Source organism: Bifidobacterium asteroides, from assembly GCF_030758775.1.
GTDB classification, from domain to species: Bacteria; Actinomycetota; Actinomycetes; order Actinomycetales; family Bifidobacteriaceae; genus Bombiscardovia; species Bombiscardovia kimbladii.
In genome coordinates this window covers 829,136-844,421 of the sequence record NZ_CP132384.1, presented here as the reverse complement: position 1 = coordinate 844,421, position 15,286 = coordinate 829,136, and the positions used below count along the sequence as shown (strand labels likewise).

The following is a 15,286-nucleotide window of genomic DNA, read 5'->3' as shown; positions in this document are numbered from 1 at the left end:
TGCCTCATCAAACTGAATGCTGATCGGGGGGCGGTACCGCGGCCCAAAGACCCTTTCCCGCCCATAAAAAACGGCGTACCGCAACCTTCCCGGGTGCGCCGTCCTGTGCGTCCTACGCGATCAGCGATAGATCAGTACGCTCTGGAATCGATGACCTTCTTGGCCTCGTCGGCGGTGAAGACCTTCGAATCAATGACGATGTTCTTCTTGACCTTCTTGCCGTCCAGGTAATCCTTGACGGTCTTGGCGGTCGTTTCGCCGAAGAGCGGGTTGTACTCGATCACCAGCGACAGATCGCCGTCGATCAGTGCCTTCAGAGCAGGCTTGGTGCCATCGATGGTGATGATCTTGACCTTGCCCTTAAGACCTGCGGCATCGACAGCCTGTGCAGCGCCCAGGCCCATCTCGTCGTTCTGCGAGAAGATGAACTGGACATTCTGGCTCTTGTACTTGTCCAGCAGTCCGGCGGTGACGGTCTTGGCCTCGTCAGTGGACCAGTTGGCCGACTGGCTCTCCAGAACCTTGATGTTGCCACCGATCTTGGAATCCCAGCCCTTCTGGCGGTCCTTGACCACCGACAGGCCAGCAGGGCCCTCCAGAATCAGGCCATTGGCTCCATCGGGGAAGTTCTTGTTGACGAACTCTGCCGCCTGCTGCCCTGCCCACTCGTTGGAAGGTCCGATGTGGGAGGCGACCAGGCTTTCGTCCTTGGTCTGCACGTTGCGGTCGACCAGGAAGACCGGGATCTCGGCCTCCTTGGCCTTCTTCAGCGACTCATCCCATCCGCTGTCCTCGGTGGAGGACAGGACGATGGCATCAACCTCGTCGTTGACGAACTTGTTGAAGGCCTGGATCTGCTTCTGCTGATCGTTGTTCTGGGTCGGCGAATAGATCATGTTGAATCCGGCATTCTTGAAGGCCTTCTTCAGATCGTTCTCGTTGGCCGTGCGGAAGCCGCCCTCAGGGCCTACAGCAACGAATCCGATGGTCTTCTGCTTGTCGCCGCCCTTGCTGGAGCTGGATCCGGAAGAGCCGCAAGCTCCCATGGCCAAGACCGCAGCCGAGGCCGTGGCGATGGTCAGCGCCTTCTTCAGTACTGTATTCATTGTTCTCCTCCTTGAGTAGTCAGCATCGAAGCCACAGCATTATGATCATCGATGATGACATCCACGATTTTCAGTATCGTTTTTCCTCTTGCCGAGCTCAAGGCGCAGTGATAACAAATCGATAACAGTTCAACCACACCGACAGCCAAGCTGCAGCCGAGCCGCAGCCGGTCCCACCCATCCCGGTGATTGTCACCTGCCGCTGGTAACCGTATCCACCTGGGAATCAATGATGTACCACATGCCCTCCAGGGCTCCGGAAAGGCAGTGAACGATGCCCGAACGGTCCAGGGCGATCAGGCTCTGCATCTGATTGACCTGCCCTGCAGCCAAGCCTGTGGTTCCGGCCGGCAAATGCTGGATCGTCTCCGGGCCAGGGGCGATCTGGGAATGGCCGCCCGCATCCATGTCGCCATCCTTGTAGACCAGGGTGTCGTCGTTGTAGAAGGTCAAGGCCCTGATATACCGATGTCGGGCGATGACCTGGATCTGGTCGCTCAAGCCCTTCGGCCGCTGATTCTCGCCTCGGACAATACCCAGCATGACCAGGGTGTTCATACCCTGCGAACCATCTTCGAGCACCAGGCATAGACGCTGCCCCTCAGGTGCCACAGTCAGGGCGACCACACGCCGCCCATGCAGCCAGGGCAGGGCGAATTCCAAGGCACCCGGCTTGCCTGCGTCGACCAGGATGGCGGAATCACTCTGCCTGACAGCCCAAACCTCATCGGTGAAACTGCCGGCTATGGCGGTAATGGGTGTGCCGGCAAACAGTTTTCCGCAGGATGAAGCATCGGGTTTCAGACAGGTCACCTGGCCCTGATCAGACAGCAGCGCACCGCCGTTGGAGGAAAAGACCAGCCCCCTGGGCTCATGAAAGACGGGAGGCTGACCGACCCTGATCAGGTTCGAGGAGTTGAAACCTACCACCCCGCTGCTGCCCAGACTGTAGATGCGGTTGGAAGTCTGCCCTGAAGCTATGGTCAGGTCGTCATCCGCGTGGGAGTAGTCAATCCCTGACGCATCGACCACCCGCAGATCAAACTCGCCATTGCCGTCGCCCAAGAGCATCCGCATTTGATGGACCAGCATGGCCCTGTTTTCGCTGCTCAGGGAGGCGAAGGAGCTGCTTACCCTGATTTCCATGCGTCCCTTGACCTGCTGCACCGCATCGACTGCCAGGGAGACCTTGGCGGTGTTGAAGTTCGTCACGGAATCCCGCAGCCAGGCCGGAGGGCCCTTCAGCAGTTCCTTAAGGGCCAGGGTCCTCCAGTTTCGCCAGCCGAACCAGCGGTTGTCGGGAACAGGCACACCCTTGGCCAAGGGGAACTGATAGATGACGACCTGACGGTAGACCTGCATGAAATCATCCGAAGAGATCACTATCCCCGCCGGGGCCTTGCTGATCCGCCATTGGCCGCGCACTTTAGCGAGCTCAAACCGTTCGGTCCTGTACCCTGAGCCGCAGTCCTGTTCGGTGACGGAGAATATTCCATGGGCGTCCAAGGAGCCAATGCACTCGGTGGTCAGGTCAAGGGCAGTCCTCTTCCCGCTGCCCTCGTCATCCACGCGGTCATAGACAGGGGAACCCTTATAGATCGAGACGGATGCATTGAAATCCCATCCCGCAAAGGCCCGCTTGGTCATGTAGGACTTGGCGACAGCAAAGCCATCGCTTTGAATGCCGGTAGGCAGAGCCGCCAGGAAGCCCTTGACAATGCTCTCTGGCACGGCTCCGTCCACAGGACCCTCCGGGGAGGAGAAGACGCGATGGGGCTGATTCTCGATGGGACTGAGCTGACGGACCGACCCTGAGGTCGGCAGCCCGAATGGATTGGCGCAGCCTCCTGCGACCAGAGCAGCCACCATGGCCACACACAGCCCCAGCATCCGCACAGGGCGAAAGGCTCTTGGCCAGCGTGACGGTCTGAAAATGCTCATGATGCAGCCTCTTCGAAGAAGCCTTCCACGTCCAGACCATGGCCAGGCTGGAATCGGACCGGCGCACTCCCCTGATCCAGTTGCTCGGAGACATCCCTGGGCAGGGTCAGCAGGAACCAGGTCCCCTGCCCAACCTGCGAGCGCACCTGGAGCAGGCCATGCATGAGGTCGGTATTGTCCAAGGCGATCGACAGCCCCAGACCTGTACCGCCGGTCAATCGAGACCGCGACGGATCGGCCCGCCAGAACCGTTCGAATATATGAGTCAGGTCTTCGGGCGCAATGCCGGTTCCCCAGTCGCGCACACTGAATACCACGGCGTGCTCCGAGACGGCCAGCCGCAGCTGCACCGGCCCGTCCTCGGCGAAATCGATGGCATTGTTGACCAGGTTGCGCAGAATCGAAGTGCAACGGCTGGCATCGACGGTGATCATCACCTTGTGGTCGGGAAGGAGCGCCTTCACTGCAACCCCCTTCGTCCTGGCTATCTGGGCGACCTGCTGGACCACGTTGCGGACCAGACCGCAGGCATCGCACAGGTCCGGATTCAGCGATGTCTGGCCAGCCTCGTACCTGGATATTTCGAGAAGATCCTCAAGCATGCTGGCGAAGCGCGACACCTGCTTGTCCAGCAATTCCACGGTCCTGCGCTTGCTGGGATCCAGGTCGTCCCGAGTCTTGAAGAGCAGGTCCGTGGCCATGCGGATGGTGGTGACCGGGGTCCGCAGCTCATGGCTGACATCTGATACAAACCTGCGCTGGTAGGCTTCGGCCTCCTCCAGCTGACCGATCTTCTCATTGATGGAATCAGCCATCACGTTGAAGGAACGCTGCAGGGTGCCCAGCTCATCGGTCCGGTCCTCGGTGACCCGGACGTCCGACTCCCCTTGGGCCAATCCCTTGGCGGCACCTGCCACCTTGGTCACCGGACGGATGACTGAGTGAAGGGCCAGGAACACGATGATCCCCATCACAACGCTGGTCACCACGCTGACCGCAAGAAGGGCCATCTGCACGGAGAGCACGGAGCGCTGCTGGTCTGCGAAGGAGTAGATGGCATAGAACTCGATCCCTCCGGTAGTGGCCGGCCTCAGCATGGACCCCATGACGATGCCCGGGACCGGGTACTGACCCTTGTCGGCCGTGTTGATCATCTGCGAGTATGAGTGGCTGCCATTCGAGACGACGGCATTCCTGATTTCCGGGGTGATCAGGTCGCTGTCTCCCGGGGCAGTGGATACGGGGACGAACCTGCGGGCTGTGGAGTCATCCGGCCAGATGAAGACCCCAACCATGTTGGGCGCCCCCTCATTCTGAACGTTGGCTGCCATATTGACCACCAGTTTCTGATAGCTGCCCTCATCACCGGTGATGTCTGCGGAGTCAAGTCCTCCCTGAGCCCTGGCCAGCTCAGCGGCAAAGTCGGCCTGTGCCTGTCGCAGAACCTGGTTCAAGAGGGAGGTCCTGACCGAATACAGGGAGGCTGTCATGAAGACGACGCCGATCAGCAGTGCCGAAACCGTTGCCAGAAGGACCATTCGTATCTGCAGGGAGCTCCTGACTGCTCTGTAGAGCCTGCGCAGGAACATCCCGACTGCGGAAGACACCACCCTGTGCCTCGTGCGACTGCTCATGATCCTGGCTGCTCAGCCGCATACTTGTAACCGATGCCCCGAACCGTCTCGATGATTCTGGGATTTTCGGGATCGTCTTCGATCTTCTGCCTGAGACGCTGCACGTGGACGTTGACCAGACGGGTATCGCCCATATCCTGGTAATCCCAGACCTTCCGCAGCAGCTCTCCCCGGCTGAGCACCTCCCCGGGATGCGAGGCCAGCACGTAAAGCAGCTCGAACTCCGTGGGTGTCAAGGAAAGCTGCTTGCCCCGCTTGACCGCAGTGTGCTCCTGGCGGTTGATCTCTATCAGGCCATGGATGGCGGCCGGTGACTCCTGCCCCTGCTGATCAGCCCGGACCGAGACCGGACGCAGACGTGCATGAATCCTGGCCAGGAGTTCATCGGTGCTGAAGGGCTTGACCACATAGTCATCGGCTCCAGCCTCCAGACCCTCGACGATGTTCTTGGTATCGGATTTGGCCGTCAGCATGATGATGGGGACATTGGATCTGGACCTGATCCACCGGGCGATGCCAATCCCATCCATGCCGGGCAGCATGATGTCCAGCAGCACCAGATCAGGTTCCACCGTAGGGAATATCTCCACTGCCCTGGATCCATCCGTACAGGTCACCGGCCTGTAGGACTTCGTCTGCAGCACTATTGACAGCATCTCGCCCAGATCCCTGTCATCGTCGACAATCAGTATCGTGGCCGGCTCTTTCACAAGAAGCCCTCCCTCGTTCTCAGCATGCCATTATGCTCACTTGCTTCTAAGCAGAACGATAGCAGGGTTGGTCGGGGCTGAACCCGCCGACGGATCCTGGCGGGAATTGGCAGGGTTGACCTATTTGATGCGACGGACCCGGCCATGCTCCACCATATAGGCACGCCGCGCCAGATCGATCATGGGCAGATCGAAGGCCGAATCGGTGTAAAAGGCGTCAATGGCCGTCTTCTGGCCCAGGATCCGCTGAAAGTGCAGGGGCTTGTCAGGCCCGAAGTTGAGGTAGCCCACGGTCAGGGATTCCAAATCCAGGGTGGAGCCGATGCAGCGGGTGATGCCCAGTCGGCGGCAGGCCTCCCCCGCCACCAGATCGAAGGAGGCGGTCACCACCACATCGTCAGCCTGGGGGGTGTACCAATCCATGATCTTGTGCATGTTGGCATCCCAGAATTGGTTGACCAACCGGTCCATGTCAAAGCCGGGACGCGAGGTCAGGCGACGCAGGTAGCGCGAGCCCACCCGGCGCATGGCCGAGTCCAGCTGCTTGAGTGTGACCCGGCCCAGACGGTAGCGGACAGCATAGAAGAGGGCGATCGGCAGGTAGTGAAGCACCCGCGGATCCTTGCGGGCGGTGAACAGGTAGAAGTCAAGCAGACTCTCGCCATCGTAGATGGTGCCATCGAAGTCCAGTACCCGCATGCCAGTCCTTTCCAGATATCAGCGCTAAAAAGCGAACATCTTAGCATACCGTGGAGCAATGACGGTGATAGTCCCCGACCTTGGCCGACCCTGCCTCGTCGGATGCTTAGCTCCACTTGGCCGCACAAGCAGGCAATTCACCTCGGTCCAGGAGCCGGATGAAGGCGGGAAAGCCCTGTATGGCCTGCCTGATCCATGTCCTGATTGTGGATCATCCCCATGGTGTCGACGGTATTGATATGATGAAAAATGCGTCGTCCGTGCTGGGCCGAGGCTAGGGAGTTGCCGGAAATAGGCCTGGAAGGGGAACGGCGCAGAAGGGGTCCATGCGGTCATTGGGTTAACCATGCCCGCAGAACTCTTCGATCTTCCTTACCAGCTAGGGGGCAGCAGCGATGTTGAAGAAGAGCCACTACCACAACCTGAGCAGCTGTATAGCCGGAATCTACCGGCATGCACGCAACGATGCCAGCCGGTATACAGGCGACTCCACCTTACGGGGCACCCAGGGTGATCTGATCGTATACCTCTATGACCATCCAGGCCTCAGCCAGCGCCAGATAGCCCGGGACCTGTGCGTAGATCCCAGTCTGTTGGCCCGGGATCTGAAAGCCTTAAAAGCCCTGGGCCTGGTCAGCCGTGAACAGAACCCCGCCGATCACCGGGTCAATATCATCGCTCTGACCAGGTCAGGCGCAGGCATAGCGCGCAAGCGAATCAGATCGGTCAACAACTGGTGGATCGATCTGTTCAAACAGAATCCAGATATCGACCCTGAGACCTTGCAGAACGAGTTGCGCTGCGTCTACAACCGGCTCCTGGCCAACCAGCTCTGATCCCTCATACTGAAGAAGGGACCCGACCGAACCTGTCGCCGTCCTTGGACGGTTGGGTTTGTGTCAGGCCCCTAGCTTTTTCAGGCTTTTTACGCCCTTATGCCGGACCGTATCAGCCCACCGAACGGCCGGAGGTCTCCCATCCCATCAGGCCTACAACCAGCATGGAGGCCAGGGCAACCAGGCTGATGGTGACGAAGATCGAGGTGCTCCCCCATACGCTGAGCATGGCACCGATCAGCACGGGCATGAGCACATTGCAGAGCTTGGCAACGGCATTGGCAATGCCCACGCAACGGAAGCGGACCGTGGTCGGGAAGAGCTCGGGCGCATAGACGGCCACCACTGAAGACATGAGGACGTAGAGGCTGGCCATGAGCAGGATGCCCACCAGGATGGCCGTGACCTGGCTGGTCTGCGCGGCGTAGAGCATACCGAAAACCGCTGTCAGCAGGAAGGCGGTGACGATGATCCGCTTACGACCTATCCGGTCCAAGAGCAGGGATCCGATCAGGCAGCCCAGGGGGGCACCCAGCATCATCAGGGTGCTGATCCACAGGGATCCGCTCAGATTGATGCCCCGCTTGAGCAGGATGGTGGGCACCCAGGAGGTGAAGGCGTAGGAGCAGACATTGGTGGCCGAGACTGCCACAGTGGCCACAATCAGGCCGCGGACAATGCTGCCCGAAGCCTGGGCAGGTGCTTGAGTGCCTTCATCCTTCCCAACAAGGGCGGAGCCACTGGCAGAACCGGAGCCTGAATTACCCTGAGCGTTGTTGGCCTCCAGAAGCTCGACCACCTGGGTGGCCTCGTCTATCCGCCCGTGCTGGGCCAGCCATCGAGGGGACTCAGGGATGTCACGCCGCAGGTACCAGATCAACGCCGCTGCCAGACCAATGCCCACGAAGAGCGGCCGCCAGGACCAGCGCGGAATGATCCAGGCGCACAGGAGCATGGCCAGGGGCACTCCGGTGTTGGCCACCAGCGAGACGATGGCGCTCCAGCGGCCGCGATGCCTGATGGGAGCGAATTCGTTGACCATGGAGAATCCGGTGACGATTTCGGCGCCAAGACCCAGGCCGGCCCCCAGGCGGCAGACCGAGAGGACGGCCATGTTCGGGGCCAGAGCGCCCAGCAGGGTAAAGCCTCCGAAGAGCAGCAGGTTGATCTGATAGGCGGTCTTGCGCCCTCGCAGGTCTCCGATGAATCCGGCCAGCAGCGAGCCCACCAGGAGCCCCAGGAAACCAGCCGACAGGAAGAGGGAATTCTGGGCGACCGTGGACCACCCGGTGCTCAGTGCTGAACTGGCTACTGCGCTGCCCACATAGACATCGATGCTGTCCATGAGCATTCCCGCGGCCACCAGGGCCACGATCTTGTAAAAAGTAGCCGATTCACGAGCATTGTCTACTCGCCGGGTAATCTCGCGGACCGCCAGGTCGTCCTCGGCCACGCCGAGGCCCTTTGATTGTTCGGATATGTCTGCATTGTCAATGACCGCTGTCGACATCGTCACCCTCGCGCCCGTGCATGAGGCAGGCATGCCCCATGCGTCCATGCCAGACCTGCCGACGACGACAGGCTCCTTGTGGGAGCATGGCGACCGTCAATATGGAAGGCCTGGACCCTGCGGCGTTTCGGTCATTGTGTGGCTGCTCAACGTCTATTGGGTGCCCAGTATAGGAGTCTGGACGGTCATTGCCCAGACCCGGCGTTTCCCCCCGGCCCGGCCGCCCTGTCCAGGATGGCCCTGATGGCCTCCAGTCGTGGACCCAGCTGACGCTCATAGCCGCGATCATTGGGGTGGTAGTAGCGTCGCCCGACCAGTTCGTCGGGCATGTACTGCTGGGGCGCCACCGCATCCGGCGCATCGTGGGCATACTGGTAGCCCTCATGGTTGCCCCAGGCCTTCATCAGCTTGGTGGGGGCATTGCGCAGGTGCAGGGGAACCTGGCCGATATGCCCGGCGTCCACATCCTCCAGGGCCTGGTTGATGGCCAGGTAGGAGGCGTTGGACTTGGGCGCAGTGGCCACGGCGATGACTGCCTCGGCCAGGATCAGCCGGGCCTCCGGCATGCCCACCATGGCCACGGCCTGGGCAGCCGCGACCGTGATCTCCAGCACCTCCGGAGAGGCCATGCCCACCTCCTCGGCGGAGGCGATCATGATCCGTCGGGCGATGAAACGCGGGTCCTCGCCTGCCCGGATCATCCGAGCCAGGTAGTGCAGAGCCGCATCCACGTCGGAACCCCGCATGGACTTGATGAAGGCCGAGGCCACGTCATAGTGGTCGTCGCCCTTCTTGTCATAGCGGACGGCGGCCACGTCCATGACCGAGGAGACCACCTTGGCATTGATCAGGGGCCGGCGCGCCCCCTTGGCACGAGGCCCGCCCTCGGTGACGGCCCCGGCCGCAGCCTCCAGAATGGTCAGAGCACGACGGGCGTCGCCCCCGGAAAAGCGCACGATCTGGTCCAGAGCCTCTGCATCCAGCCGCACCTGGTCCTTGAGCCCCCGCTGGTCCTTGACGGCCCTGCGGACCAGCTTGGCCAGGTCCTGGTCGTCCAGGGCCTCCAGCTTGACCACCACCGAGCGGGAAAGCAGGGGCGCAATGACCGAAAAGCTGGGATTCTCCGTGGTGGCTGCGATAAAAGTCACATCCCGGTTCTCCACGCTGGGCAGCAGGGCATCCTGCTGGGACTTGGAAAAGCGGTGGACCTCATCGATGAAGAGGACAGTCTCCTGGCCCTGGCTGACCAGCCGCTCCCGAGCCTGGGCGAGGACCTGCCGCACCTCCTTGACCCCCGAGGTGACGGCCGAAAGCTCCTCGAAATGCCGTCCGGACTGTCGGGCGACGATGTAGGCCAGGGTGGTCTTGCCCACCCCGGGAGGACCGAAAAGAATGACCGAGCTGGGAGCCGTCAGGCGGTTGTTCGGATCCGACCGGGCCAGCCGCTCCAAAGGGGTTCCAGGAGCCGTGACCTTGTCCTGGCCGACCACCTCGTCCAGGCTCTTGGGCCGCATCCTGACCGCCAGAGGCAGGGTGTGCTCCTCGGGGGGATCCGCCGCCTGGAAGAGATCATCAACCATCTGCAATACCTCATTCCTCGGGGCCCCTATGGCTCCCCGCCCTCACCAGCATAAGCCTGCATCTGCCGCAATCAGAAGGACGAACGCGCTAGACTGGGAACTCATATAGCTGTATCGCCCAGCGCGTAGTTGGGCTCCGGAAACCCGGTATGTGTACAGTTTACTGGTCATCAGCCTGGATATTTTCAGGAAGGCCATAGGCAGCAGCAAGGCCTGCCGCCTGGAAGAAACCGGTACCGGCACAGGTCGGAACAATAAGGAGAATTGCCAGTGATCGCCAAGCATGTTCGCCAGGGATGGACATCGGGTCCAGGCAGGTGGGCCGTCGGCCTGTTGGCCTTGGTCCTAGGGCTCTCAGCCCTGATCGTCGCCCCCCTGGCCACGCCGGCGCAGGCGGCTCAGGACTCCCCCGCCGCGCAGGCGGTCCACGGACGCACCTTCCGCGTCGCCACCGACACCACTTTCGCCCCCTTTGAATTCCGCGACTCCTCCGGCAAGCTGGTCGGCATCGACATGGATCTGATCCGCAAGATCGCCGACATCGAGGGCTTCTCGGTGCAGATCCAGTCCCTGGGCTTCAACGCCGCCCTGCAGGCCTTGAACTCCCAGCAGGCCGACGTGGTCATAGCCGGCATGACCATCACCGACCAGCGCAAGCAGGTCTACGACTTCACCGACCCCTATTTCGACTCCGGCGTGCAGATGGCCATCGCCAAGGACAACGACCAGATCCACAGCTACAAGGATCTGCGAGGCAGCGTGGTGGCCGTCAAGACCGGCAGCGAGGGCGAGGCTTTCGCCAAGCAGCGTGCGGCCCAGTACGGGTTTAGCGTCAAGGCGGTGGACCAGTCCTCCACCATGTACGAGATGGTCAAGTCCGGCAACGCCCAGGCGGTCATCGACGACTACCCAGTCCTGGCCTACGGCATCGCCCAGGGCAACGGGCTGAAGACCGTGACCAAGAAGGAGCCTGGCGCCTCCTACGGGGCGGCCGTCCGCAAGGGCGAGAACAAGGAGTTCGTGGCCGCCTTCAACGAGGGTCTGGCCAGGATGAAGGCCGACGGCAGCTATAAAAAACTGGTCGATGCCTATGTGGGCAGCGGCCATTCCAGCAAGAGCGCCCCCGCCTCCAGGCCAGGATTCTTCGAGCTGGTCCGCCAGGCCTTCCCCTCCCTGATGCTGGGCCTGCGCAACACCCTGGCCATCACGGCCATATCCTTCGTCATCGCCCTGGCCATCGGCATCATCCTGGGACTGTGGCGGATCAGCCCCAACCGGATCCTGTCCTGGATCGCCCGGATCTATGTGGCGATCTTCAGGGGCACACCCGTCCTGGTCTGGGCCTTCTTCTTCTACCTGGGCGTCCCCCAGCTGATCGGCCACCGCATCAGCATCTGGCTGGCCGGCGCGCTGACCCTGTCCCTGAACTCCGGAGCCTACCTGGTGGAGATCGTGCGCGGCGCCATCGACTCGGTTGACGTCGGGCAGATGGAGGGTGCCCGCAGCCTGGGCCTGACACGTCGCATGGCCCTGCGCCGGGTCATCCTGCCCCAGGCCGTCAGATTCGCCACGCCCTCCATCATCAACCAGCTGGTCATCATGCTCAAGGACTCCTCCCTGCTGCTGGCCATCGGCTTCGGCGAACTGCTCTACCAGGCCCAGCAGATCTACGCGGCCAACTTCCGCGTGACAGAGACCCTGTTCATGGTGGGCGTCATCTACTTCGTCGCCATCAGCGCCCTGACCTGGATGGCCAATATGCTCGATAGGAGGCTGCATCGATGAACTTCGAGGACCCGGACATGGACACCGGACGACTGACCCGTCGCATCCGTCAGAACCAAAGTCGCCTCAGCCAGGGAACATCCCAGATGGCCGTATCCATCCGCGACCTGCACAAGCGCTACGGCGACACCGAGGTCCTCAAGGGGATCGACATGGAGGTCAAGCCGGGCGAGGTCATCTCCATCATCGGCCCCTCGGGCGCGGGCAAGTCCACCCTGCTGCGCTGCATCAACGCCCTGGAGATGCCCACTTCGGGCACCATCAGCGTCTATGGGATCGACATTTCCGATCCAAAGACCAACATCGACAAGCTGCGCGAGCACGTGGGCATGGTCTTCCAGCACTTCAACCTCTTCCCCAACATGAGCGTGGCCGACAACATCACGCTGGCCCCCCATATGCTGCACAAGACCCCCAAGGAGGATGCCCGGCAGCAGGCCCTGGAACTGCTGGAGACCGTAGGGCTTCAGGAGAAGGCGGACGCAAGGCCCACGGACCTGTCGGGCGGGCAGCAGCAGCGTGTGGCCATCGCCCGCGCACTGGCCATGCACCCGGACATCATGCTCTTCGACGAGGCCACTTCGGCCCTGGATCCGGAAATGGTGGGCGACGTGCTTGAAGTCATCCGCTCCCTGGCCGAGGGCGGCATGACCATGATTCTGGTCACCCACGAGATGGCCTTCGCCCGGGAGGTCTCCTCCAGGGTGATCTTCACCGATGCCGGGATCATCGAGGAGGAGGGCACGCCCGAGCAGATCTTCGGCCACCCGCAGAGCCCTCGGCTGCAGTCCTTCCTCTCCAAGGTCCTGTAAAGGACCTCGGCCTAAAGCTCCATCAACTCCTCGATGGGACCCACCCGGTACTCCTTGAAGACCACCTGACCGCTCTCCTGGGTGGCATCCAGATCCACAATGCCGGCGATGCCCCAGTCGCGTTCGCCTTCCACATCGTCGAAGATCTGCTGGACCCGCCAGGTGCGGCCCCTTCGCTCATCACGGTCGTCCAGGCTGAAGAAGTCCGAGGACCTGGCCTGGGCATCGGTCAGAATCTGCTCATGGTCCTCGTAGAGGTCGTCCAGTGCATCGCTCCAGGCCCGCAGGCCGTAGCCCCAGTCTGCATCCAGGTCGGCCAGGGCCTCCGGCCGGTCGGCAGCCACCAGCTCCACCCGCTGGAACATGGCGTTGCGCACCAGCAGGGTCAGCCCACGCCGGTCAGCCACCACCTGGTCCTCCACCTTGGGCGGGGCGGCATCTAGCCCGCTAGGAACTTCGCCGCTTTCGCCCCTGCCTGCGGCCTCCCACTCATCCACCAGGCTGGAGTCCACCGAGCGCACGATCAGTCCCAGCCAGGCCAGGATGTCCTCCAGCCGCTCATCCATGAACTCTTCGGGAACCGTCCTGCTGAGCGCCCGATAGGCATCGGACAGATAGCGCAGCAGGGTCCCCTCCGACCGGGATATTCCGTAGCGGGCGATGTAGCCGTTGAAGTCCGAGGCCGTCTCGATCATGTCCCGCAGCACGGACTTGGGATGGATCTCAAAGTCGTTGGCCCAGGGAACGTCCCGACGGTAGCGGTCGAAGGCCTCGCCCAGCAGCTCCTCCAGGGGCTTGGGCCAGGTCACCTCCTGCAGGCGCTCCATCCGTTCCTCGTACTCCAGGCCATCCTCCTTCATCTGCTGGATGGCCGCGTCGCGGGCCTGCCGCTGCTGGGCCTTGAGTATCTGCCGGGGATCCTCCAGGGTGGCCTCGACCATGGAGAGCAGGTTCATGTCGTAATCAGGATCCTCAGGATCCAGCAGCTCCAGGGCGGCCAGCAGGAAGGGCGAAAGGGGCTGGTCCAGGGCGAAGTCCTCGGGCAGGTCCACGGTCGTGAAGTAGTCCAGGCCGCCGTCCGGGTTCTTTTCGGTCTCGATGACCCCGGTGTCGGTCAGAGTCTGGAAGATCTCGTCGGCCCGGTCCTGCAGATGCTCCTTCTGCTGCGGAGTCTGACGGGAGTCCTCGATCAGGTCCTCCACCCGCCTCCTGGCATCCCCGCCCTGGTCGACCTCGTTGAGGACCATGGCGTGGGAGATCTTCAGGTGCGGCGTCAGAGTCTCGGGACGGGCTTCGATCAGCTTGTCGAAGGTCCCCTTGCCCCAGGTGACGAACCCCTCCTGGGGCTTCTTGCGCTTGATCCGCTTGAGCTTCTTGGGGTCGTTGCCCGCCTTGGCCACGGCCCTGGCGTTCTCTATCTCGTATTCGGGTGCCTCGGCCACGACCAGTCCGCTGGTGTCGAAGCCCATGCGTCCGGCCCTGCCTGCGATCTGGTGGAATTCCCGGGCCCGCAGACGGCGCATCTTGTAGCCGTCGAACTTGGTCAGTCCGGTCAGCAGGACGGTGTGGATGGGCACGTTGATGCCGACCCCCAGGGTGTCCGTGCCGCAGATGACCGGCAGAAGGCCATCCTGGGCCAGCTGCTCCACCAGGCGCCGGTACCGGGGCAGCATGCCGGCATGGTGGACCCCGACCCCGGTGCGCAGCAGCCGCTGCAGAATCCTGCCGAAGGCCGTGGTGAAACGGGTGCCGGCCATGGCCTCCTTGATCCGGTCGCGCTGCCCCCGGTCGGAGACCCCTGTGCTGGACAGGGCCTGGGCCGTCTCCAGGGCGGCATCCTGGGAGAAATGAACGATATAGACCGGCGAATCCCCATCGGCCAGCAAGGACTCTACAGTGCTAGGCAGAGGGGTGTCCACATACCGGTAGTCCAGAGGCACCGGCCGGGGGGCATCGGCGACGATGTCCACACCCACCCCGGTTTTGCGCTCCAGATCCTGGGCAATCTGATCCACGTCGCCCAGGGTGGCCGACATGAGCAGGAACTGCACATCGGGCAGGGTCAGCAGGGGCACCTGCCAGGCCCAGCCTCGGTCCGGGTCTCCGTAATAGTGGAACTCATCCATGGCCACGCAGCCGATGTCGGCGTGCCTGCCCTCCCTCAAGGCCTGGTTGGCCAGGATCTCGGCCGTGCAGCAGATGACCGGAGCATCCGTGTTGATGTGGGTGTCGCCGGTGATCATGCCCACCCGGTCGCGGCCCAGGACCGAGACCAGGTCGAAGAACTTCTCAGAGACCAGAGCCTTGATGGGGGCCGTGTAATAGGAGCGCCTCCCGGTGCACAAGGCGATGAAATGCATGGCCAGGGCCACCATGGACTTGCCCGAGCCGGTCGGGGTCGACAGGATCACATGGTCGCCTGAAACCAGGGAGAGCACGGCCTCCTCCTGGTGCGGCCAGGGGGTGATGCCTCGGGAAGCCACCCAGGAGAAGAAGCGGTCGTAGATTCTGATCCTCGGTCAGGTTGCGGGGGCCTCCCGCCTCGGGGATCAGGTCGCCCAGTGAGGCGGGCTGGTCGGTTGAGGCGGTTGAGGAATCAGCATGTTCTTGGACCATGTCCACCAGTCTATCCGGCCAGGCACACAAGTCCGGCCGGAGACTGGCTTGGAATCA

Annotated in this window: 10 protein-coding genes and 1 pseudogene; 3 read left to right on the top strand and 8 right to left on the bottom strand. The window is 62.3% G+C overall.

The genetic code is table 11. The features are described from left to right. Positions 1–131: 131 nt before the first annotated feature. The 5 genes from RAM15_RS03100 to RAM15_RS03080 form a co-directional block, all read right to left on the bottom strand. Complete coding sequence (locus RAM15_RS03100; protein ID WP_045924190.1) at positions 132–1,106, bottom strand: ABC transporter substrate-binding protein; 975 nt, start codon at positions 1,104–1,106, stop codon at positions 132–134. 192 nt (positions 1,107–1,298) lie between these two features. Continuing rightward, positions 1,299–3,047, bottom strand: coding sequence for an LpqB family beta-propeller domain-containing protein (locus RAM15_RS03095; RefSeq protein WP_306222025.1), 1,749 nt, complete (start codon positions 3,045–3,047; stop codon positions 1,299–1,301). Then, positions 3,044–4,681, bottom strand: a complete 1,638-nt coding sequence (gene mtrB / locus RAM15_RS03090) for an MtrAB system histidine kinase MtrB (RefSeq protein ID WP_306222024.1) — start codon at positions 4,679–4,681, stop codon at positions 3,044–3,046. Before mtrB ends, RAM15_RS03095 begins: the two co-directional genes overlap by 4 nt. Beyond that, entirely contained in the window at positions 4,678–5,391 is a 714-nt protein-coding gene (mtrA, locus tag RAM15_RS03085) for an MtrAB system response regulator MtrA (protein ID WP_306222023.1), read from the bottom strand. Before mtrA ends, mtrB begins: the two co-directional genes overlap by 4 nt. A gap of 120 nt (positions 5,392–5,511) precedes the next feature. Then, positions 5,512–6,090 carry a haloacid dehalogenase-like hydrolase gene (locus RAM15_RS03080; protein ID WP_306222022.1) on the bottom strand — a complete coding sequence of 193 codons (579 nt, stop codon included), beginning with the start codon at positions 6,088–6,090 and terminating at the stop codon, positions 5,512–5,514. 395 nt (positions 6,091–6,485) lie between these two features. Between RAM15_RS03080 and RAM15_RS03075 the strand changes: the two genes are divergently transcribed. Next, positions 6,486–6,926, top strand: a complete 441-nt coding sequence (locus RAM15_RS03075; protein ID WP_306222021.1) for a MarR family winged helix-turn-helix transcriptional regulator — start codon at positions 6,486–6,488, stop codon at positions 6,924–6,926. Between the two features lie 112 nt (positions 6,927–7,038). On the opposite strand, the gene RAM15_RS03070 is transcribed toward RAM15_RS03075, so the two are convergent. After that, positions 7,039–8,436: an MFS transporter gene (locus RAM15_RS03070; RefSeq protein WP_306222020.1), complete on the bottom strand. Its 1,398-nt coding sequence runs from the start codon at positions 8,434–8,436 to the stop codon at positions 7,039–7,041. A 185-nt stretch (positions 8,437–8,621) separates the two neighbouring features. Further along, complete coding sequence (locus RAM15_RS03065) at positions 8,622–10,016, bottom strand: replication-associated recombination protein A (RefSeq protein ID WP_306222019.1); 1,395 nt, start codon at positions 10,014–10,016, stop codon at positions 8,622–8,624. Between the two features lie 270 nt (positions 10,017–10,286). Between RAM15_RS03065 and RAM15_RS03060 the strand changes: the two genes are divergently transcribed. Beyond that, a complete protein-coding gene (locus RAM15_RS03060) occupies positions 10,287–11,801 on the top strand; it encodes an amino acid ABC transporter substrate-binding protein/permease (protein ID WP_306222018.1) in 1,515 nt (504 codons plus the stop codon). Between the two features lie 86 nt (positions 11,802–11,887). After that, positions 11,888–12,613 carry an amino acid ABC transporter ATP-binding protein gene (locus RAM15_RS03055; protein WP_306222239.1) on the top strand — a complete coding sequence of 242 codons (726 nt, stop codon included), beginning with the start codon at positions 11,888–11,890 and terminating at the stop codon, positions 12,611–12,613. Positions 12,614–12,624: 11 nt separating this feature from the next. Here RAM15_RS03055 and RAM15_RS03050 read toward each other — a convergent pair. After that, positions 12,625–15,229: pseudogene (locus RAM15_RS03050) on the bottom strand (DEAD/DEAH box helicase). Between the last annotated feature and the right edge of the window lie 57 nt (positions 15,230–15,286).

Coding starts and splice junctions, on each gene's coding strand:
- RAM15_RS03080 (WP_306222022.1), bottom strand. CDS start 6,090: ATGCGGGTACTGGACTTCGATGGCACCATCTACGATGGCGAGAGTCTG.
- RAM15_RS03055 (WP_306222239.1), top strand. CDS start 11,888: ATGGCCGTATCCATCCGCGACCTGCACAAGCGCTACGGCGACACCGAG.
- RAM15_RS03070 (WP_306222020.1), bottom strand. CDS start 8,436: ATGTCGACAGCGGTCATTGACAATGCAGACATATCCGAACAATCAAAG.
- mtrB (WP_306222024.1), bottom strand. CDS start 4,681: ATGAGCAGTCGCACGAGGCACAGGGTGGTGTCTTCCGCAGTCGGGATG.
- RAM15_RS03075 (WP_306222021.1), top strand. CDS start 6,486: ATGTTGAAGAAGAGCCACTACCACAACCTGAGCAGCTGTATAGCCGGA.
- RAM15_RS03095 (WP_306222025.1), bottom strand. CDS start 3,047: ATGAGCATTTTCAGACCGTCACGCTGGCCAAGAGCCTTTCGCCCTGTG.
- RAM15_RS03065 (WP_306222019.1), bottom strand. CDS start 10,016: ATGGTTGATGATCTCTTCCAGGCGGCGGATCCCCCCGAGGAGCACACC.
- RAM15_RS03100 (WP_045924190.1), bottom strand. CDS start 1,106: ATGAATACAGTACTGAAGAAGGCGCTGACCATCGCCACGGCCTCGGCT.